Origin of the sequence: Pectobacterium sp. CHL-2024 (assembly GCF_044751765.1) — a bacterium.
Lineage (GTDB): Bacteria > Pseudomonadota > Gammaproteobacteria > Enterobacterales > Enterobacteriaceae > Pectobacterium > Pectobacterium brasiliense.
The window spans coordinates 75935-97157 of record NZ_JBIXKO010000010.1; the positions used below are offsets into that span (position 1 = coordinate 75935).

17 protein-coding genes are annotated in these 21223 nt (G+C 52.8%); 5 read left to right on the forward strand and 12 right to left on the reverse strand.

Annotation, left to right across the window (positions count from 1 at the left end):
• Window positions 1-60: 60 nt before the first annotated feature.
• The 5 genes from ACIPUG_RS15230 to rtcR all read right to left on the reverse strand — a co-directional run bounded on the left by ACIPUG_RS15230 (window position 61) and on the right by rtcR (window position 4914).
• On the reverse strand, window positions 61-1056 hold the full coding sequence (locus tag ACIPUG_RS15230) for a LysR family transcriptional regulator (protein WP_014913980.1): 996 nt from the start codon (window positions 1054-1056) through the stop codon (window positions 61-63).
• A gap of 662 nt (window positions 1057-1718) precedes the next feature.
• Window positions 1719-2054 carry a hypothetical protein gene (locus ACIPUG_RS15235; RefSeq protein WP_400339050.1) on the reverse strand — a complete coding sequence of 112 codons (336 nt, stop codon included), beginning with the start codon at window positions 2052-2054 and terminating at the stop codon, window positions 1719-1721.
• A 483-nt stretch (window positions 2055-2537) separates the two neighbouring features.
• The gene (locus ACIPUG_RS15240; protein WP_039462886.1) at window positions 2538-2882 is read right to left on the reverse strand and encodes a hypothetical protein; all 345 of its coding nucleotides are present in this window, start codon (window positions 2880-2882) and stop codon (window positions 2538-2540) included.
• Window positions 2883-2895: 13 nt separating this feature from the next.
• Window positions 2896-3165 (reverse strand): hypothetical protein, encoded by a 270-nt coding sequence (locus tag ACIPUG_RS15245; RefSeq protein WP_039462890.1) that lies wholly within the window; start codon window positions 3163-3165, stop codon window positions 2896-2898.
• Between the two features lie 162 nt (window positions 3166-3327).
• A complete protein-coding gene (gene rtcR, locus ACIPUG_RS15250; RefSeq protein WP_400339053.1) occupies window positions 3328-4914 on the reverse strand; it encodes an RNA repair transcriptional activator RtcR in 1587 nt (528 codons plus the stop codon).
• Between the two features lie 190 nt (window positions 4915-5104).
• Between rtcR and ACIPUG_RS15255 the strand changes: the two genes are divergently transcribed.
• The 4 genes from ACIPUG_RS15255 (at window position 5105) to ACIPUG_RS15270 (ending at window position 8366) form a co-directional block, all read left to right on the forward strand.
• Complete coding sequence (locus tag ACIPUG_RS15255; protein ID WP_164671828.1) at window positions 5105-6340, forward strand: RtcB family protein; 1236 nt, start codon at window positions 5105-5107, stop codon at window positions 6338-6340.
• A 16-nt stretch (window positions 6341-6356) separates the two neighbouring features.
• Window positions 6357-7700 carry a HEAT repeat domain-containing protein gene (locus ACIPUG_RS15260; protein ID WP_400339057.1) on the forward strand — a complete coding sequence of 448 codons (1344 nt, stop codon included), beginning with the start codon at window positions 6357-6359 and terminating at the stop codon, window positions 7698-7700.
• A gap of 79 nt (window positions 7701-7779) precedes the next feature.
• Window positions 7780-8064, forward strand: coding sequence for a damage-inducible protein J (locus ACIPUG_RS15265; RefSeq protein WP_039522416.1), 285 nt, complete (start codon window positions 7780-7782; stop codon window positions 8062-8064).
• Window positions 8061-8366: a type II toxin-antitoxin system RelE/ParE family toxin gene (locus ACIPUG_RS15270; RefSeq protein WP_039282619.1), complete on the forward strand. Its 306-nt coding sequence runs from the start codon at window positions 8061-8063 to the stop codon at window positions 8364-8366. Before ACIPUG_RS15265 ends, ACIPUG_RS15270 begins: the two co-directional genes overlap by 4 nt.
• A gap of 5 nt (window positions 8367-8371) precedes the next feature.
• Here the strand turns inward: ACIPUG_RS15270 and ACIPUG_RS15275 are convergent, their stop codons facing one another.
• Window positions 8372-9163 (reverse strand): HNH endonuclease, encoded by a 792-nt coding sequence (locus tag ACIPUG_RS15275; RefSeq protein WP_400339059.1) that lies wholly within the window; start codon window positions 9161-9163, stop codon window positions 8372-8374.
• Window positions 9164-9315: 152 nt separating this feature from the next.
• Between ACIPUG_RS15275 and ACIPUG_RS15280 the strand changes: the two genes are divergently transcribed.
• Window positions 9316-10413, forward strand: coding sequence for a DUF1615 domain-containing protein (locus ACIPUG_RS15280; protein WP_039504931.1), 1098 nt, complete (start codon window positions 9316-9318; stop codon window positions 10411-10413).
• A gap of 48 nt (window positions 10414-10461) precedes the next feature.
• Here ACIPUG_RS15280 and ACIPUG_RS15285 read toward each other — a convergent pair whose 3' ends face one another.
• The 6 genes from ACIPUG_RS15285 to rhaM form a co-directional block, all read right to left on the reverse strand.
• Window positions 10462-11931, reverse strand: coding sequence for a SulP family inorganic anion transporter (locus ACIPUG_RS15285; RefSeq protein ID WP_400339062.1), 1470 nt, complete (start codon window positions 11929-11931; stop codon window positions 10462-10464).
• On the reverse strand, window positions 11928-12563 hold the full coding sequence (locus ACIPUG_RS15290; RefSeq protein WP_039482049.1) for a carbonic anhydrase: 636 nt from the start codon (window positions 12561-12563) through the stop codon (window positions 11928-11930). Before ACIPUG_RS15290 ends, ACIPUG_RS15285 begins: the two co-directional genes overlap by 4 nt.
• Window positions 12564-13158: 595 nt before the next feature.
• Window positions 13159-15108, reverse strand: coding sequence for a nitrate- and nitrite sensing domain-containing protein (locus ACIPUG_RS15295; RefSeq protein ID WP_400339065.1), 1950 nt, complete (start codon window positions 15106-15108; stop codon window positions 13159-13161).
• 437 nt (window positions 15109-15545) lie between these two features.
• Entirely contained in the window at window positions 15546-18257 is a 2712-nt protein-coding gene (gene mgtA / locus ACIPUG_RS15300; RefSeq protein WP_400339067.1) for a magnesium-translocating P-type ATPase, read from the reverse strand.
• Window positions 18258-18725: 468 nt separating this feature from the next.
• A complete protein-coding gene (locus ACIPUG_RS15305; RefSeq protein WP_014913995.1) occupies window positions 18726-20303 on the reverse strand; it encodes a methyl-accepting chemotaxis protein in 1578 nt (525 codons plus the stop codon).
• A gap of 555 nt (window positions 20304-20858) precedes the next feature.
• Complete coding sequence (gene rhaM / locus ACIPUG_RS15310; RefSeq protein ID WP_010285280.1) at window positions 20859-21173, reverse strand: L-rhamnose mutarotase; 315 nt, start codon at window positions 21171-21173, stop codon at window positions 20859-20861.
• Window positions 21174-21223: the final 50 nt, after the last annotated feature.

Below are 21223 nucleotides of genomic sequence, written 5' to 3' on the forward strand. Positions count from 1 at the left end.
GGATTCTCTCTCTTGCCGCCTTCCTGCAACTCGAATTATTTAGGGTATATCCCTAATGGGTTATTCCGTATTATCTGGGTTGATCTCAACCAGCTTTTCTATTCCGCGGTTCAGCGTTTTCAATTTCGGAATAAATACGGTTTTAATAATGTCATGTGTGACATCACACGCTTCTTCAAAGAACGCGCTGTATTCATCTCGGTGGCCGACAATATACAGCGAGCGCTTGATATTCAGCTGTTCCGGCATATGCGTTAGCACCTCACGGGAGTGTGCAACGGATTGCAGGAAACTGAGCGGAGTGGTTACCGCCCAACCGATACCTGCCGCCACCATCGACGTTAAGGTATCCGCATTATCAAATTCGAGCATGTTTGGTACGCGGACATCGATGCGTCGCAAGTAACGCTCAATCTGCATGCCAATCTGCGAGTTCCGGTTAAAGCGCACCAGCGGTAGTGCGGCGGAAAGCTCACGGATGTCCTCAACCGTTTTGATACGTTTGCGGTAATCCGGCGGCGTGATAATGAAATAGCCTTCGGAAAACAGCTGATGACGCACCACGCTATCGCTGTCGATCAGTGGGTCGCTGGTGACGATCAAATCCAGCTCGCGTCGCATTAACGCTTCACCCTGCTGCGGGCTGAGCCCGGTACGAATCAGCAACTGCGATGAACTCTTCATCAAACTCTTGGTAAACACCGAACCGCAGGTGATAGCAAACGAATCCACCAGGCCGATACGCAAGTCGGGTTTAATCCCTTTTCCTGCTTCCAGCACCTGCGCCTTCAGGTTCGCAATCTCCTCCGTCAGGATTTCTCCCCGGTTTTTCAACGCAATGCCGTAAGGCGTCAGGACAAAGGGGCGACGAGCCCGGTTTACCAATTTGACGCCGAAATCTTCTTCCAATAACCGGATCGTTTGCGAAATGGCAGAGGGCGTCAGGCCTAACCGCGTGGCGGCTGCCGTCATGCTTCCCGCTTCCGCCATCGTTACAAAAACATAGACGGCGTACATATCGATCGATTTATTGGCGGACACTGTGCGTTTAACCATGTGAGTTTGCCTACGCTGCAAGGTGAATGTCGTCGAAATATGAAGCGTTAGTCTATCTCATCTCGTTGACTACGACCTCGCTAACTGATGCCAGAATAGTCGGCTAACTTCAGAAAAAATACAGGTTGCATCACTGATTAATTTTTTCTTATTTCTAGCTTTAGCGGATCTGAAGATAAAATGAATGACACGGTGTGACTGCTAGAGCACCGATTGTATTCTTCCCCTTGTTAGTGTTGTTTTTATACATAAATACAGGGGATTGCGGATTTTGCTGTTATCCGGCGTAAAAATTATGCTGAGGAGATAGCTGGCTTCGGATGAGCCGCAGGACGCGGCGAAAGCTTGCGCCACGTCGGACAAAAACGTCAGAGACGTTTTTGAACAGCACTCGTGCTGGCCCGAAGGGCGAGCCCCATTTATGGGGCGAGTAAACGTGTCGCAAGCGGTCCGCTAAGTCAGATACCGACGAAGGTACCGCGTCAGCGGCATAATTTCCGCCGAAAGCCTGGGGTCACGGGGCGAGCGGCGTGTGAGCCGTCCCGTGTCGGGCGCGGCTACGAAGCCGCATGAAAATGACGTCATTATCGCGCACGAAACTACCTCAACGGCAGCATAAAAATGTGGCTAAGACCAACCTGATTATTCATAACTCATTGTTTTTACTGTGTGGTAAAAGACGCGTCACTCACTGCCGTTACCGTGCGCATGTGGCGTTCCGCCTGTTCACACATTTCCAGCAGTGCCGGAATCAGGTGCGCGGTGGCGTTGAGGCACGCGCCGAGCTGGCTGAGGCTTTCTTGTGGCAGTTCCACGTCGTTTTGTAGCGTGTCGCCGAGGTAATGCAGGCCGTGGCACAGGCCTTCGACCGATTCGGCGGCAATTGCGCCGAGGTCGCAGAGCTGAATATCATCTAACTGCGCGAAAGGCAGGCTGGCGATCAGGTCGCGGAAAATCGTAATGGTGCTGTCAGCGGGTGTGGCGTGAGTGTCCGTCATGGTCATTTTTTCCTTGAGATAATTAAGTCCGCCACCACACAAGGTTCCAAACTTGGGGGGTGACACAGACAGGATTGGAACTCCGGCTCTCAAGAAGACCGGCCAACCTTGCGGTTGCCCTGCCTGCGTCACCGTAAAGAGTGTGCACGCAGCCCCTGAAAAAACAAAGCGTTTTTCAGTCTTGAGAGTTCGGGGTTCCAAGCCCGGCTACGGATGTTGCCGCAGCACAGAGACTGTATTCCAACGATGAAAAACGTGAAATAGGGTGGATGGATTTACAGTGGAATTACAGCGCGTTTTGGAATGAAGGTCGCAGAAACAGGCTTGAAAGCCTCCGCTGGCAAACCGCGATACACGGGGCGACCACAGGGGTGAGGCCTCCCTGCGGGAACCTCCCCCTGTGTTTCCCCTAAAATGAGGCGACTACGCTGCCTGTGGGGCGGAAAAGCGTTCTGTTTATCGAGCGGTATCTTATGGAACCCATCAGCTCAACACATGATAGCGATAAAGCATTTTCTCAAGGTCCTGTTTCATGCTGACGAAAAGCAGGATCTCTATGATTCTGCTTTCTTCATCAACATCATACAAACAGCGAAAGTCATCTTCTACTGAGAGACGCTCACGGAGCGCGATGCCCTTATCGGATAATATTGCGTTGTGTCTGTAGCGGATAGGATCTTGAGAAATGGCCTGTATGGATGATAAGAACAACGATTCAGACCATGTAGCGGCTTGTTCAATACCGATATAGTGAGATTTATAAGACTCAGCATCCTGCAAAGACCAGACAGCCGTGGGGGCGACTTTAATGGTGTACGAACTGGCCAAATTGGCTCCTTATTTACGTTCGCGCTTCACGTAATTTCTGTAGGGCTTCCTCGGCGGACATTCCCTGACCGTTTTTAATTTCTTTTTTGGCAGTCATCACCAGTTTCAAGAGTGCGTTAGATTGCCTTTCTCTTTCTCTTTCAAGCAGTTCTGCTTCCCGTTCTGCCGCTGTTTGCACAAAGAGTTCTGCGGAACCATTTTTCGTTACATAAACGCCCCCCTGAAATAGTTCAGGGTTGCCAAGGCCTTCACGGGCCGACTTCTGAGACATTGTGGTTTTCATATCATCTGCCTTAATTAAAACAATTGCTTATGTTGAATATGGCTATAAGCGGTAGACTTCTGCTATGTGACGATAGCGAGTAATTTTCATCTTGCTGTTGCCTTGAGAATAACAGAGTAATGATATCGTAGCCTACACGTAAGGTATAAATTTATGATGAATTTATACCCGTTTCAACTCCTCCCAACTCAGCCCAAAACGCGCCAGATATTTACGCAGTCGGTCAGCATCGTTAGGCTTTTGTTTTTGCTGGCGTGAGACGGCGAACAGTCGTCGGCCGGCTTCGGAAAGTGAGTTTGCCGTGCGGCAGACGTCGAGCACGGTTTCAAGTTGGCGCTGTTCAAACAGATCGATGTTGGCGAGCTCGGGCGGTAGCTCGGATAGCGCGGTTGTCGGGGCATCGCTTTGCCAATTGGCCCGCAGGCGCGTGATTTCTTCCTCTACCAGTGCCACGGTGATGCGTCCTTGTTCTGCCAGCGTCGCCATGCGGGCGATGGAAGAGCCGAGTTCGCGGAAGTTGCCGCGCCACGCGGCCTGCGATGAGCAGGCAAACGTGAGATAGCGCTGCCGTGCGTCTTTATCGAAGCGGATCTGCGTTTGGTGATCGCGTGTGAAGCGCTGGAGTTCGTAGTCAATATTCGGTTCGATATCTTCTCGACGTTCCGCCAGCCCCGGCAAGGGGAAGGTCCACATGTTGATACGGGCGTAGAGATCTTCACGGAATTTGCCCTGTGCGATCCACTCGTGCAGGTTGCGGTGTGTGCCAGCGATGAGTTGGAAATCGCTGCTGACTTCTTTATCCGAGCCAAACGGTAAAAAGCTTTTTTCTTCAATGGCTTTGAGTAGCATCGCCTGTTCATCCAGCCCAAGTTCGGCGATCTCATCCAGAAACAGCATCCCGCCGTCCGCTTCACGTAGCAGTCCGGTTCTCGCCTGCAACGCACCGGTAAACGCCCCTTTTACGTGGCCGAACAGTGTCGACATCGCGTTATCGCCACGCAGCGTGGCGCAGTTAACTGCGACGAACCGACCGTTGACCAGATGGCGGGACTGGCGTAACTGATAGATGCGTTGGGCCAGAAAGGATTTCCCCGCACCGGTCGGGCCGGTCAGGAGCATCGGCGCGGTGGAGCGCAGCGCGACGCGTTCAATCTGGTCAATCAGTGCGTTGAACGTGCTGTTGCGTGTTTCGATGCCTGATTTCAGGAACGAGACGGAGCGCTCCTGCTCGTGCTGAAAGCGGCTGGTGAGGGTCGCGTAGCGGCTAAGATCCAGATCGATAACGGCATAGATGCCCTGCGGTGCAGGGCGATCCGCTTTCTCCCCCGGGGCGGTTTGCAGCAGCTTGGCGGGCAGATAGCGGGCTTCGGTCAGCAGGAACCAGCAAATCTGCACGACGTGAGTACCCGTGGTGATATGAACGAAATACTCTTCGTTCTCAGTATCGAACGGGTAGCGGCTCGCAAAGTCCAGAAAGGCGCTGTAGACCTCTTCCAGATTCCACGGATCGCGTAACTCAACGGTCTGAAGCGTGACCTGCGTAGCGGGTGACACCACGGAGATATCCTCCGCCACCTGCTGTGCCATCCCCTCGTTGCGTGACTGATGCAGCAGCTCCAGTCGATCGACCGGAAAATCCGGCTGCTGGCATAGGCCGACGGTAGGCCGCCATTTTGTCCAGCGATTCTCCCGTTTACCTCGTTTGTCCAACGTGGTGCCCAGCACACCAATGACGACGCGACGCTTCATGCTATACCTTGTTATAAATTATTATCCTATAGGATAAATTTACCTGTTCTTTTGTTTCGTTGCCAGTTTGCGTTTTTTGTTTTTTATCTATTAACTATCAATTGGTTATATTTTTATTTTGTCTGTTTCAGAAAACTGGCACGCCTTTGGCAATACCTATAGCGAACAATGACAAACAAAGAGAATGAAAATGGAAGAAATGAAAACGCAGGATTACGACATGATGTCGCCCGTGAATAGCGCACCGGTAAAAATGTGGACGCAGGGCGTGCCTGTGGAGCCAGAAGCCCGTGATCAACTGCTGAATACAGCCAAAATGCCGTTCATTTTTAAACATCTGGCGGTGATGCCGGATGTACATCTGGGAAAAGGATCGACGATTGGTAGCGTGATCCCCACGCGTGGCGCGATTATCCCGGCGGCGGTCGGCGTGGATATCGGTTGCGGAATGATTGCGGTGCGTACGTCACTGGTTGCCAGCGACTTGCCGGATAATCTGCTGGGGCTACGTAGCGCGATTGAACAAGCGGTGCCGCACGGACGTAGCGTAACGCGTTCCAAGCGCGATGTTGGTTCCTGGCAGAACCCGCCGCAGACGGTGGATGCGCACTGGTCACTGCTGGAACCGCGTTTTAAACGTTTGACGGATAAATATCCGCAGTTGCTGAAAACCAACAACTATCAGCATCTGGGGACGTTAGGAACGGGTAACCACTTTATTGAAATCTGTCTGGATGAAGTGGATCGCGTGTGGGTGATGTTGCACAGCGGGTCACGTGGTGTAGGGAACGCGATTGGGTCGCTGTTCATCAAATTGGCGCAGGAAGATATGCAGCAGCATATTGCGAATCTGCCGGACCGTAATCTGGCGTATTTCGAGGAAGGTAGCCTGCACTTTGACGATTATATCGAAGCGGTTGAATGGGCACAGGATTTTGCTCGTCATAACCGTGAAGTGATGATGTCGCATACGCTGGCGGCGCTGTCTCGAATTGTGACGAAGCCGTTTACCACCCAGCAGGAAGGCGTGAACTGCCACCATAACTACGTGCAGCGCGAAACGCACTTTGGTGAATCGGTGCTGATCACTCGTAAAGGGGCGGTGTCGGCGCAGAAAGGTCAGATGGGGATCATTCCGGGGTCGATGGGCGCGAAGAGCTTTATCGTGCGCGGATTGGGGAACGAAGAGAGCTTCTGTTCCTGTAGCCACGGCGCGGGGAGAACGATGAGCCGTACCGCCGCGAAAAAACGTTTTACCGTGCAAGACCAGATTCGCGCGACCGCACACGTCGAGTGCAGAAAAGACAGCGACGTTATCGATGAAATCCCGATGGCGTACAAAGATATCGATAAGGTGATGGCGGCACAGTCATCGCTGGTGGAAATTGTGCACACGCTGCGTCAGGTGGTGTGTGTGAAAGGATAAGAAGAGGGCAGGGAATATGGCATCGTACGATTTACTACTGTACCAGTTAGAAAAGTTGGTGGCCTCACCAGATAACTATTATCGGCCCGCGCAGGGTGATGCACTGGGGTCAGCGTCACACCTGATAACGCTCACGCGTCACTATAACGGGCATATTCGGCAGCGTGCGGTGCTGTGTCTGGGCTTCATGGACGAGATCTCGGCATTACCAGCGCTGATTGAACGGGTGAACGATTGGGCTGAACCGGTGCGCCGCGCGGCTAAACAGAGCGTGCGGCTGCTGTTAACGCCGAATAACACCGCGTATTTTGTCGCCAACTTGCCTGCCATTTTCTGGTTGTTGCAGTGCCAGCGGGAAGATCATCAGCCGCTGGTGGATGAAATCGTGAGCTTTCTTTCTGAGGAGGCGCACGCGCCGTCGCTATTCGCGGGGTTGTGTTCGGAAGACAAAACTGTTGCCCGACTATCATTGGATATTCTGGCTGAGCGTGAGCGGTTCCCGTTGAAGCAGATCTTTGAGCAGGCAATGTTGCATCACGATCCGTTAGTCAGAGCGAACGCGGCGCGGTATCTGCTAAGTGCGGACAAGGACGTCGATCACGACGTGTTGACCATTCTGTTGAAAGACTCGTTCGCCCCCATCAAGCAGGTGGCGTTGCAGTACGTGATAGACAATGCATTCCCTGTGTCTGAGTCTCAACTGATTGCCTTACTGTTTGATCAGAATGCATTGGTGCGCCAGCGTGCCTCAGCGCTACTGCGCGAACGAAACGACGATCCGGTTGCGCATTATCTTGCGGCACTGGATCGGGCGAGTACCGTTACTGTGTGCAAAACCACGCTCTGGGGGCTGGATGAGCATCGCTATGACGGCATTGTGGCGCTGGCGGAGCGCAATCTGGACGAACGTTATCCCAGCCTTTACTACAGTGCGTTGCGCATTCTTATTCTGCGTACGGGTGACGATGCACGTGAGCGGCTGCTGGATTCTCTGCGCAATCCTTCGATTGCTATTACGAAGGTGGCTCGGAAGCTGTTTTACCAGCAGAAAGTTTATCTGTCGCTGTCTGAGCTTCAATGTTGTCTGGACAGCGCGTCTTCCAGAGAGCACGTTGAGGTGTACTACTTTCTAGCGCACAAGCTGAATAAATGGGATTGGCTGGTGTTCCTGCTGGATAACGCTAAGTCAGAGAATACGGCACTCACGCAGACTGGCGTGGCGTACTGGGTACAGCGGTTCAACCATTCGGGCATGTTACCAAATACCCGACAGCAGGCGCGTCTGCGGACGCTGCTTGATGAAAACCCGCACGTCATTTCGCGCGACAGCCCCTATATCGCCCTGTTTTTGTATAGTTGATTTTCGTATGAAAAAAGAACAGGAAAAAGTGGAGAGGATCGCGTAGAGTGACAACACAACTGACACCACGGAGGCGGAAATGAGTACCATCCATTTCAGAATCGATGAAGAAACCAAGCAACTGGCGATGCAGGCTGCGGATCGTCATCAAGTGAGCCTGACGGAGTTGATGCGACAACGAGCAGAGGAATTGGCAGAAGAAGAGCGTCAGTATCAGCGCAACGCGGGTGATGAATGGCTGGAAGCGCAGATTCAGGATGCGTTTTCTCGTTATGATGCGGGTGAAGGTGAGTTCGTCAGTAATGAAGATGTTAGCCAGAGAATGGATGCATTGAAAGCGCGGGCGGCGCGGGGTGAACTGTGATATTTAAGGTCCGGTGGGAGAAGCAGGCACTGGCAGATCGCGAAGGAATATACCGCTATCTGTATAAAGAGGCGGGGTTGGATGTTGCGAATGCGGCGGATGAAAAGTTTATCTCATCGGTATCGTTGCTCGAAGCCACCCCAGAAGCCGGTCTTGATATCGGAATGTCGGGGGAACGGCGGAAATTGGTCCTGACGCGATTCCCCTTCATTATTATTTATGCACTCAAGCGAAAGATAAACGAAGTGCATATCCTGCGTATATTACATACCTCCCGCAAGCTATCGGCATCTTACCGATAACCTCTTTACCCCTGCGCCAAAAAAATATGCTCACGATGGAATGCCATCTGTGACAGGTTGGGCGGGTAGGTGTCTGGCACGTGGATTTGTTTGCCTTCGTACTGGGCGAAATTGACGTCGCTGATAGCGCTTTTCAGCTTTTTGATGCGTGGAGAAAGCAGCATTTCCAGCGAATCATTGAAGCTGATGAGTCCCATATCAAAGGCTTTGTCGTGCAGGTTGGACAGGCAGAGACCGTTGCTGGGAGCGAGGCGATATTCTGCCGCTGTTTTCCACGGTTGAATATGGCTGGCGACCAGTAGCGCGGGCTCTTCCAATCCGGTAACGCAGCAGCGTTCGCCGTAGTTACTGAGTACGCGTTTGCGGAATAGCTGTTGGCCAATGCGCGTTTTTACCTGTGTAAGGCGTTCTCCGCCGTGGTAATCCGGGATTTCGCTGTCGTTGGCATGGAACGGTGATGGTGCTGTTGTCGCTTTCGCCGCTCCTGCTTCGAGCGATACCATCGCCTGTTGGCACTGCTGTTCAAATAGCTCGGGGTTGCTGTCCATCTCCTGCCATAGCGCGCGGTCAGCGTTGGAGGCTCCACTCAGGCCTTTTCGGCCAGAATCGATAATAACCGGATCGAGACTGGCAAAATTAGACAGTTTCATTGCCAGTGCGGAAGGTGTGCGATTAATCAACTCGGCGTAGCGAATGATGATTTTATTCTGCTTATCGAATTTGCTAAATGGTATCTGACTGTACAGGGTGAAGGCGATCAGGAGCTGATCTCGCGTCCAATGGTTGGTGGCAGCCATGCGTGTGTCGTCCGTTCGTTAGCGCATTCGGTTAGTGATAACGCTAACTATGCCAGGTCAGCCCGTAAAATGCATGTGCTTGCCTTCGGCTGGATAATTGGTGCGGGCTGCGCTAACGTTCTGACAGCCTTCCCATCATGATGCGAGAGACTATGTCCCGTTCTTCTATTCCCTTGTTTCGTCCCCTGTGCGCGTTGGCTCTGCTGGTGCTCGCGGGCTGTGCCAGCAAGACTGCGACGACACCGGAATCGCGGCCTGCGGATGTCCGTGCTCAGCTACTCAAGCTGCTGCCGGACAACGTGAAAGATCGTCAGGGCTGGGCGACCGACATCGCCACGGCGTTCACCACGCAGGGACTCGATCCCAGCAATGAAAATCTGTGTTCGGTACTGGCTGTAACCGAGCAGGAATCGACGTTTAATGCCGATCCGCAGGTGCCGAATTTGTCGAAAATAGCCTGGCAGGAGATTGACCGCCGTGCGGAGAAAGTTCATGTACCGGCGTTTCTGGTGCGTACCGCACTGCTCATCAAATCTCCGAACGGAAAAAGCTACAGCGAGCGGCTCGATAAAGTGCGTACAGAAAAAGAGCTCAGCGCGATCTTTGATGATTTCATCGACATGGTGCCGATGGGGCAGACGTTGTTCGGTCGGCTGAATCCGGTGCATACCGGTGGGCCGATGCAGGTGAGCATCGCGTTTGCGGAAGCTAACGCGAAAGGCTATCCGTATTCCGTGGATGGCACGATTCGTCAGGAGGTGTTTAGCCGCCGTGGTGGGATGTACTTTGGCATCAAACACCTGCTGGGCTATCCGGCGAATTATCCGCAGTCGCTATACCGATTCGCGGATTTTAACGCGGGATGGTATGCCAGCCGAAATGCAGCGTTCCAGCGTGCTGTTAGCCGTCTGACGGGGATCAAGCTGGCGCTGGACGGTGATTTAATCAACTACGGTTCGGATAAAGCCAGTGCTACGGAGCTGGCGGTTCGCGCGTTGGGGAAGCGGTTGGACATGAGTGACAGTGCCATTCGTCGCGCGCTGGAGAAGGGTAATAGCCTCGATTTTGAAGACACCAGCCTGTATGAGCGCGTCTTTGCGCTGGCGGATAAATCGGGTACGAAGGCGCCGCGCGCCATCCTGCCGGGAATCACGCTGGAAAGCCCGAAAATCACGCGCAAACTCACCACAGCGTGGTTTGCCCAGCGGGTCGATGATCGTCGCCAGCGGTGTTTGGTAAGAGCTAAATAGGCAAACGCCCCCACCGAGGGCGTTGCCGTTATTATGGTGAGTCGTGCGTCAAACCGGCCACTGGCTGAGTTTGATGCCGCGTTCTTGCGCATTCTCGCGGAAATCTTCCAGCATCGTGCGGACATCGGGGTCGATGTAGTCGGCGTTGTCGTGTTCCACAATCACGACGCTGTTGGCGGGGATCTTGTTGAGCAAGCCTTGCAGACGTGGGTTGTGTACAAACGTCAGGTTCTGCTGAAAGCTCAGGACAAAGTGATCGCCGTAACGTGTGAGCTGCATTGCGTTGCGGTGGCTTTTGTAAATGCTGAAAGCCAACTGGGTCACGATACCAATCCCGATGCCTGCCAGCATCCCAAACACAATGATCCCGACAACAGTCGCGGCGAAAGGCACGAACTGTTGTAAACCCTGACGCCACAGCAGCAGGAACTGTTGCGGAGAAGCTAGCTTATAGCCGGTATACAGCAGCACGGCTGCCAGGCTGGCAAGCGGGATGACGTTGAGCAAGTCGGTCATAAACAGGCCGCAAAGCAGTAGCAGCACACCGTGTAGCAGGATGGAAAATTTGGTACGCGCGCCGGCATTGACGTTGACGGAGCTGCGTACGATCACGGCAGTAATCGGCAATCCGCCCAGAAAACCACTGAGCAGGTTCCCGATACCTTGCGCACGCATCTCTTTATCCGGCGAAGGCGCAGGGTGCTGCGGACGAATTTTCTTCAGCGCTTCCTGACTTAACAAGGTTTCCAGGCTAGCCACCAGCGCCAGCGTTACCGCTACGACATAAACCGCTGGGTTCTTCCATGCCTGCCAGTCAGGACGCGTCATCTCCCCTATCAACTGTTCCAGACTGCCAAATTCCGGCAGGACAATACGCGGCAGGTTATCAACCATTTCGGAGGACAAGCGCTCACCGTAGACGGTAAAGAGTCCGCCAAAGAGCACGGCGACCAGCGGGCCGGGAAGCCAGCTAAATGCGCTGATTTTCTGCACGGGCTTGGTGGTCCAGAGCCAAAGAATTGCCAGCCCGACCAGACAGACGGTCAGCGCGCTGGCGGAGAATCCCGGTTCGGAGGCGTCGAAGAGCGATTTCAGGCTGTCCTCTCCATCCGAACCGAAGGCGAGCGGGATTTGCTGAATAATCAGTAGGATGCCGATAGCAGACAGCATGCCTTTAATCACGGTGCCGGGGATGAGCGTAATGAAACGCCCGGCGCGCAGCAGGCCCATAATGCATTGCAGCACGCCTGCGAGCATGATCGCCAATAGCAATGCCGAAAACGATCCCAGGCTGGCGATAGAGCCGGAGACGATAGTAACCAGACCGGCGGCAGGGCCGCTGACGGCGTAGCGAGATGGACTGAACAGGGTGACGACGATACCGCCGACGACGCCGGTCAACAGACCGACAAAAGGGGGAAGACCACTGGCCTGCGCGATACCGAGGCTCAGCGGCAGGGCAACAAGGAAGACGACGAGCCCCGCAGGGATATCATGTCGGAGTGTGCTCAGATTCATGGGGATGCCTCCTGTTTCTGGGCGTGACGGTGGATGAGTTCTTTTAGGTGACCGCTATGCAGGTCGTAGACGCAGCCGAAAACATCAAGCTCGACGCCATTGCGCCAGGCTTTTTGCACCGGTTCACAGGCGATCAGGTGGGCGAACTGTGCCAACACGTTGGCTTCCACCAGTTGATTCTGGCGCGTGCTTTCATCGGCATCGCTATCTTGCGAGGCAGCAATATGCGGCGAAAGTGCCTGACGCAGATCCGTGATGCGGCGGGAAAGGGCGGAATCCTCCTGAGCGAGCCCCATGTCGGGTAGGTTCACCGCCGCCTGAACACCGCCACAGCCATAGTGGCCACAGAGCACGATGCGGGAAACATGCAGGTATTCGAGGGCATATTGCAGCACGCTCATGAAATTATCGTCGTCTGCCACCACCATATTCGCGATGTTGCGGTGAACAAAAAGCTCGCCGGGGGCAGAACCCGTCAGCACTTCGGCAGGAACACGACTGTCTGAACAGCCGATCCAGAGTGAGTGGGGCGTCTGGCCCTGCGTGTGCTTTCTGAAATAGTGGGGATGGCGTTGGCGACGCAACGTAGCCCAACTACGGTTTTTGGCTAATAGGGGTTTTAATGTCGTCAAAGTAAACTCTCTCTTTAGAAAACACAGGAATATTCCCGCCCAGTTGGGAAGGAAAACGGAATCATTAATTATTAGCCTTCACTTAATTAAGGTGGGCATAATTAAATTTAGTTCTGGTGTTTTCTAAATCGTGACGCTTATTGAGAATTTTCTTATATTTTCATTTTTTATTTATATAAATGAATGATTATTTAATTCCTTTAAAAACAATATTTTGTGATTTATTTCCTTATAATAAGAAAAAGCTATTTTACTTAACCTCCTTTGAGGTTAGGTATTCAATGTTGCATTGATATTGCAATTTACATCCTTATTGCCAGGCCTTTTTATATAAAGTAATGCGTTATCGACATCCACTTTAATTAGTTAATTAAAGTGACGAGGGTACCAATTATAATTATGTTTGGAAATATAAAATATATTTTACCTCTATTAACCCAATATAAAGTGTGGAAATAAATGGAAGAGATAGAGAGGAAATATAAAGGAGAGATAGAGGGGGAAATGATGAGGGATATATCGTCTAAATAATGAAGTGGAGCCGGGCTACATCGCCCGGCTAAAAGGGCAGAAAGCATTACTGTCGGTCTATGCGCTACCTTGCTAACAGCGCTTGCCGCAAAGGCTGCTGCGGTGCGTTGTCGTCAACCTTGAAGCGGCTGACCAGCGATTCCATTTTAATCGCCTGTTCATCCAGTAACTGGCTGGCAACGGAAGCCTGAGAAACCAGCGTCGCATTCTGCTGCGTGACCATCTCTAGCTGGCTGAGCGCTTCGTTAATTTGTGCGATGCCCAACGATTGCTCATCGGCGGCGACCGCGATTTCATTCACCAGATCGCGCACTTTACGGGTACCTGCGACAATATCGTTAATCCCTCGGTTCGATTGATTCACCAGCTTTGTTCCTTCGCTGACGCTGGCAATGCTGTCGGCGATGAGCGCGCGGATTTTGCCTGCTTCGTCGGCACTACGTTGCGATAGCTGACGTACTTCCGCCGCGACGACAGAGAACCCTCGGCCATGCTGCCCCGCTCGTGCGGCCTCAACCGCCGCGTTCAGCGCCAGCAGGTTGGTCTGAAAGGCAATCGCATCAATGGCGGAAACCACCGCGTTCACACGCTGGCTGGCGTCCTGAATTCTTTCCATCGCACCGCTGGCCGATTCGGTAATGGTGCCGACACGATGAGCCTGATCGTCCACCTCGGTCGTCAACTGGCGCGCCTGTCCGGCAAAGTCGGCAGTTTGTTTTACCGTAACGGTAATCTCTTCCATGCTGCTGGCGGTTTGCACCAGCGAAGCGGATTGCTCTTCGGTACGCTGCGCCAGATCCTGATTGCCGTTGGCGATCTCGCTGCTGGCTTGTCCGATCGTTTGCGAGCTGCGCTTAATACTCACCACCATATCGGCGATGTTTTCCAGTGAGGCGTTGTACGCCTGATTCAGCTGCGACAGTTCGTCGGTTCCCGGCACGCGCAGGCGGCGCGTAAGATCCCCGCCCATCTCGCGAATGGTCGTCAGCGTTTGTTGAAGCTGCTCGTTGATGCTGCGCATGACCATGGAAGCCAGACCGAGTGCCATGAGCAGAGAAACCAGCGCACCGACCAGATAGCTAATCCAGGACTGGCGGGCATTGGCGGCTAAGGTATTCACCTGTGCTGTCAGGTCGTTGGTGGCGAGTTGTTCAATCTTTTTCAACTCATCGATTTTTGCCGTTTGTTGGTTAAACCACTGGCTGGCATCGATACCAAAATTGCCGCCAGGAGAAGCGATGGCCTTATTACGCATCTGAAGTGCGCTTTGTGCAGAAGGATTGTTGAGGGCCTGCTCAAAAGCCTTACGCAGCTCGGGATTGGCGAACATATTATAGGCCGTGGTATAGGCCTCTCCTCGGCCAACCATCTGGTTCAGACGTTCGAACATACCGGCAGCAAAGCTATTGGCAGAGAATGTGTTGGAGAGCACGGCGCGTTCAAGCCCGGCCTGCTCTTTGACGTTCAGCAGGTTGTAGTAGGCAGCCAGCCGCTGGGCGATACCGCCATCGCTGACCAGATGAGTCATATCCCCGACGATATTCAGCAGATAGCTGACGGAATCAGAATAGTAGCCGATGGCTTGGGCAACGGGTATCGATATGCTATCGACACTGCGGCGATGCTCTCCGAGCTGTTGCATTTTCTGCGAGACGCGCCCGAGTTCTTCGCTGACGGCATCCCCAAGCTCGGCGCGGCTCAGGTTTGCGGCGGTTTGCTCAAGCACCTGCTGTGCCCGATCGGTGGCTTGCCGCTGCGTGGTAAGCTCCGGGCCAAAATTTTTCCCCTGACTGCCAAAATAGCCTGCGCTCAAGCCGCGCTCACGCTGTAACTGGTGAGCGTACTCGCCTGCATCGCGCGCCAGCGTGATGAGCTTCTCCATACGGATCATTTCATTTTCTGTACTGCGGCGTTCCACCACACCCGAAAAACTGAACCAGAGGAGGGCAAGGATGGGGGGGAGAAGGGCAAGAATGAACTTACTACGGATCGAGATGTGATGAAGGGATTTCATAGGTGTGCTCCATAGCCTGCAAGTCGTCCGTTCCTGACATGTGCAGTTTGCAAAAGTAGACAGGGGTTTATTTTAGTTTCGGCCTAATAGGGGAATGGTTTAGCGCTGACCCCATGATTCCCTTAAAAAAACCATGCCTATTTTGCTTACCACCCCATTAACAAGAATATATTGCTTATTATTTAATTGCTTATATCTTTTTTCTCTGTTTTTTTGCAACAAGATCGTTAACTTATGATACATCTAAGGTGGTATGTATTTTTGCCACTGTATCGGTATTTTTACAGTCTAGATGACGGTAAGCAGCATCGTGACGTTAATCAGTGAAATCAGGGTAAGAAAGAAGACAACGATCCTGAATGCATGGCGAGAAGGTTTCATAGCGGCTCCTGATTTGGCGGGCGACAATGCACCCGCCGGAAGAGGTAAAGAAGGGATCAGAACCACTGGCCGAAGCGACGAATATAAGCGCGTTTGACCAGTTGAGCGACGGTGCAGTAGCCAATCAGCGTAGCGGCCAGCCACGGGAAATATTCCCACGGCAGCGTCTGTAAACCGACCAGCGGCCCCAGCGGGGAGAACGGCAGATAGATACCCAGCGCCATCACCAGCCCGGTCATCAGCATCACCGGCAGCGCCGCCGTACTCTGAATGAACGGGATCTTCTGGGTACGCAGCATGTGCACTACCAGCGTTTGTGACAGCAACCCCTCAACGAACCAGCCTGACTGAAATAGGGCCTGATGCTCTACGCTGTTGGCGGCAAATACGAACCACATCAGCGCGTAGGTGGTGATGTCAAAAATCGATGACGTCGGCCCGATACACAGCATGAAGCGACCGATATTTTTGGCATCCCATTTGCGTGGTTTACGCAGGAATTCCTTATCCATTTTGTCCCACGGCAGCGACAGCTGAGAGATGTCGTACATCAGGTTCTGAATCAGCAGATGGATCGCCAGCATCGGCAGGAACGGAATAAAGGCGCTGGCGACCAGCACTGAAAACACGTTGCCGAAGTTGGAACTGGCGGTCATGTTCAGGTATTTGATGATATTCCCGAACGTCTCGCGCCCTTTGATGACGCCTTCTTCCAGCACCATCAGGTTCTTTTCCAGCAGAATGATATCGGCCGATTCTTTGGCGATATCTGTACCCGTATCGACAGAAATCCCGATATCCGCATCGCGCAGGGCGGGGGCATCGTTGATACCGTCGCCCAAAAAGCCGACCGTATGGTTATTCCCTTGCAGCGCTTTCAGCACGCGAGATTTTTGTAGCGGCGTCAGTCGGGCAAAAATGGTGCGCTGTTCTACCAGCACGCCGAGCTGTTCATCGCTGAGCGCATCGATAGCGTTGCCTTCCAGCACCTCGCCCGGTTCCAGCCCGACATCGCGGCAGATCTTGCTGGTAATAATCGCGTTATCGCCCGTCAGAACTTTAACCGTCACACCGTTTTCATGCAGGGCGCGAATGGCGGCAGAGGCGCTTTCTTTCGGCGGATCGAGGAACGTCAGCAGGCCGCAAATTGTCAGGTCGCGTTCATCCTCAGCGCTCAGCGGCAGCGTGCTGCCCACCGGACTCAGTTCACGGGTGCCGATCATCAGCACGCGGAATCCTTGCTGGTTGTAGTTCTCCGCCAGCGTTTTCAGCGTACTGCGGCGCTCGTCGTCCAGTTCATACCGCTGCCCGTTTTCACTCACGTGCGTGGCGACTGCCAGCATTTCTTCTACCGCGCCTTTGCAAATCAGGCGTTGCTGGTTGTGTTCATCGGCAACGATGATGGACAGGCGGCGGCGAATGAAATCAAACGGTAGCTCATCGATTTTGCGATAGCGACCCAGTGCGGCGATGGCCGGATTATGACGACCAAAATGCATGATGGCCTGATCCATCAGGTTTTTCATGCCGCTCTGGTGCGCGCTGTTGAGCCAGGCGAGCTGGAGTACGCTCGCGTCGACCTGACCCTGCGTATTCAGATGATGTTCAAGGATGATGCGATCCTGCGTCAGCGTGCCGGTTTTGTCGGTGCACAGGACGTCCATCGCGCCAAAGTTCTGAATCGCGTTCAGCCGTTTGACCACCACTTTACGCCGCGCCATGGCGATCGCGCCTTTTGCCAGATTGGAAGAGACAATCATCGGCAGCATTTCCGGCGTCAGGCCGACAGCGACCGCCAGCGCAAATAGGCTCGCCTCCATCCAGTCGCCTTTGGTGAAGCCGTTAATCAGCAGCACGACAGGCACCATCACGATCATAAAGCGGATCAGCAGCCAGCTTACGCTGTTAACGCCGCGATCGAAGGCGGTTTGGGAACGGGTGCCGACAATCGATTTTGCCAGCGATCCAAAATAGGTGTGGCTACCCGTCGCCACGACGATGGCCGTTGCCGTGCCGCTGGAAATGTTGGTTCCCATCAGACAAATGTTGGAGAGCGCCAGCAGATCGCTTTCGCCGCCGCAGCCTGCGGGCTGACAGCCTTTGGCGCTGATATCGCTGAAGACGTCGTATTTTTCGATCGGCAGCGATTCACCGGTCAGGACGGCCTGACTGACGAACAGATCGCGTGATTCCACCAGCCGAACATCCGCTGGCACCATATCGCCGGCGGAAAGCGTCAGAATATCGCCGGGCACCAGTTGCTGAAGCGGAATTTCCTGCATGACGGCGGTGGCGCTGGCGTGAGGGCGGCGCAGCACGGTGGCCGTTGTCCGCACCATCGATTTCAGTGCTTCGGCGGCTTTATTGGTCCGAAACTCCTGCCAAAAGCGCAGCAGGCCGCTCAGGCTTACCATCACCAGAATGATGATCACACCAGTGAGCGACGTCTCTTCATTATGGCGCAGCGGTAGCCAGTAATCGGTGAAAAAGCTGATCGCGGCCAGCGCCATCAGTACGTAAATAAACGGGTTATTAAACGCGGCGGCCAATTGCACCAGCGCGTGCGGCGCTTTTTCATGGGCGACGCGGTTTTCGCCATAGGTTTGCTGGCGCTCAATTACGTCATCATGGCTTAAGCCGTGCAGATGAGTATTCAGGTTAGCCAGTGTTTGATCGAGGCTGTTTTGCGCCTCGCGGGCAATCGCAAAGGTGGCCGTGGGGGTCTTACGGGCGCGGCGATACCCCGTTTGCGTGATCATATCGGTCATGATGCTGCTCTCTTAATGTTGCCTGTCCGCCGCGCACGGGCGCGCATCCCGGATAAAGGGACGTAAAGCGGAAAAAAATGAAGGTATTAAGGGAGGTAAACGGCGCAGACGGAGAGAACAGAGAGGTCGGGGAAGAAGACGGTCCTTATTCTAACGGGTGCGGTTTACCGGGCCATCGAGGGTGCTCGTCCATGTTGTCTCCTTATCGCCGTGCGGCGAGGTGTAAAAATAGTCGTCAGCTGACGAAACCGAGTACGTAGAAATAGATTGCGCAGAAACCTGATACGTAGAAAACGGGTACGTAAAAACACAGCACGTAGTGTAGTGGTGTAACTATAACCCCGTTTGCCTAAACCAGACGTCAACGTTTGTTCATGAAGCAAACAGGGTGAGTTAGCCGTTATTAGAAATAATAGCGCTCAGAAATAGGTGGCTGCCCCGCCGGGTTGCTGGCGGGGCAGAGGAGAATTAATGAATTCTCAGCATGTGATCCTGATTAACTTTGAAGAAACGAACCGCATCACGCAGCTGTGCACCCTGTTCCGTCATGGCATGTGCTGCCGTGGCGGATTGTTCAACCAGCGCGGCGTTCTGCTGAGTGACCCGATCCATTTGTTCTACCGCCACGCTAATTTCTTTGATGCCGATATGCTGCTCGTTGGAAGCCTGAGAAATCTCCGCCACGATATCTGTGACCTTTTTCACCGACAGCACAATCTCCGACATCGCCTGGCTGGCTTTGTCTGCCCGCGCGGAGCCGTCGGTAATCTTCTCAACGGTGCCTTCGATCAGCGTTTTGATCTCTTTGGCAGCGTTGGCGCTCTTCTGTGCCAGCGTCCGGACTTCGCCTGCTACGACGGCAAAGCCTTTCCCTTCGCTACCCGCTCTTGCCGCTTCTACTGCGGCGTTCAGTGCAAGGATATTGGTCTGGAAGGCAATCCCTTCGATCACGGCGATAATATCGACAATCTTCTGTGAACTGTCGGAGATCTCATGCATACGCTTGAGCATGTCATCCACGATAAGCCCGCCCTGAGAAGCCGTTTCGGAGGTTTGTTGTGCCAGTTGGCTGGCTTCTTTGGCGTTATCCGCATTCTGGCGTACGGTGTGCGTCAGCTGCTGCATATTAGCCGATGCCTGAATCAGCGAAGCTGCCTGCTCTTCGGTACGCTGCGACAGGTCGCTGTTGCCCTGAGCAATCTCATTGGACGCCAGCGAGATGGATTCACTGCCGCTCATGATGGTATGCACGATGCTCATCAACTGCTGGTTCATGTAGTTGATGGAGGCCAGCAGGCTGCTGTTGTCCCCTTGGCGCAGCTGGATTTGCGCCGTCAAATTACCGGAGGCAATCTCCGTCATGATTTCCTGAGCGTAATGCGGGTCTCCGCCGAGCTGGCGCGAAATATTACGTGAGATAACGGTCGCGATAATGGCCGTCGTCAACAGGGCGAGCAGCAGCAATCCCCAGACATAGTACTGTGACGTCCGATAAGTCGAATCGGCACTGGCAACGATATCTTTTGCCGTCGCCACTTCCATATCCACCAGTCGAGCCAGATCTTTCATTAGCTGACTACGGTACTTGGAAGAGCTTGCCCCGCTGATTTTACTCGCTTCAGCCAGATCGCCCCGATTGACGGTATCAACCAGCGTGGCGTTGACCGCGTTAAAGCCGGAGAAATTTTCGCCAATGACCTTAATCAGCGCTTTTTTATCCTCGCTGTTAGCTACGGTTTGGTAGTTCTTAAATGCAGCAAGAAAGGCATCGGCATTTTGCAGTAATTCTTTGCGATGACCTTCGCGCTCTTCAGGCGTTTTGGAGTCGATATATTGTATTTGCTGCAAACGTGTTTCAGACAACGCGCCGCGCATTTCCAGGCTATATCGTACGCCGGGCAGGCTGCTGCTGCTTAATTCATCAATACGATTATTATTAACGCTAAGCTGAAGTAGTGAAACCACACCTAATAACAACATCATGGCTATCAGGACGGAAAAACCGAGTAATAACTTAGAGAACACTGTGAGTTGGGAAAATTTCATCGTTATTCTTATTGATTATAGAGAGAAGGTAGTAGTGATAACGGCAAAGAAAATAAGATCTTTATAATACGTAATTCGATAAAGAGAGGTTGGTGAATAAACGGAGCTTAATAATAATCATATTCATTATGGCGACACTAAATTCTGTTTATTTTTAAACTGGCAATGGATTATTTTTAAATGAAGGGTGGTTGTTAAGGATTGTTTTAATAAATGTTTTTATTTTTAATGTGAAAGATGGATATTTCACAAATAGGAAAAATAAAATGTGACTGCCATCAATAATCGATAATTATTTATACCCGTCATACTTCAAGTTGCATGTGCGTTGGCTGCGTTCAGTCACCCGAATCACTTACTCAAGTAAGCTCATCGGGATTCCTTCGCTTGCCGCCTTCCTGAAACTTGAATTATTTAGGGTATGTAACTTAAAAATAATAGGTAACGGGATTCATTAATTAAATGACACATTATTTCTTTTTTATAGCTTCAACAATAATGACACAGCGGTAATGTTATTACCGCTACACGATGATGCGTGGTTCAGAGAATGCGTTAGTCCAGATAGAACACCGGTTCCAGCGCATCGCTAACCGGGCTGTTATCAGGGTTGGCGGGCATGACGTCGCTCATGTGTTTCCACCAGCGCTGGCAGACGTCCGTTTGTGCAATCGCTTCCCAGCGTGCTTCGGATTCGACCTCGACATAGCCGAACAGCAGATTGCGCTGCTTATCCAGAAAAATGCTGTAGTGGTGTGCACCGTGATTCTTGAGCACCTCGGCCAGTTCCGGCCAGATAGGATTGTGGCGACGCTGATATTCATCGTGGCTGTCAGGAAAAACTGACATCACAAAAGCCTTACGCAACATGGATGAATCCCCCGTAGTCGTTGGCAGAACGCCACGGCGGTGAGGCCGTG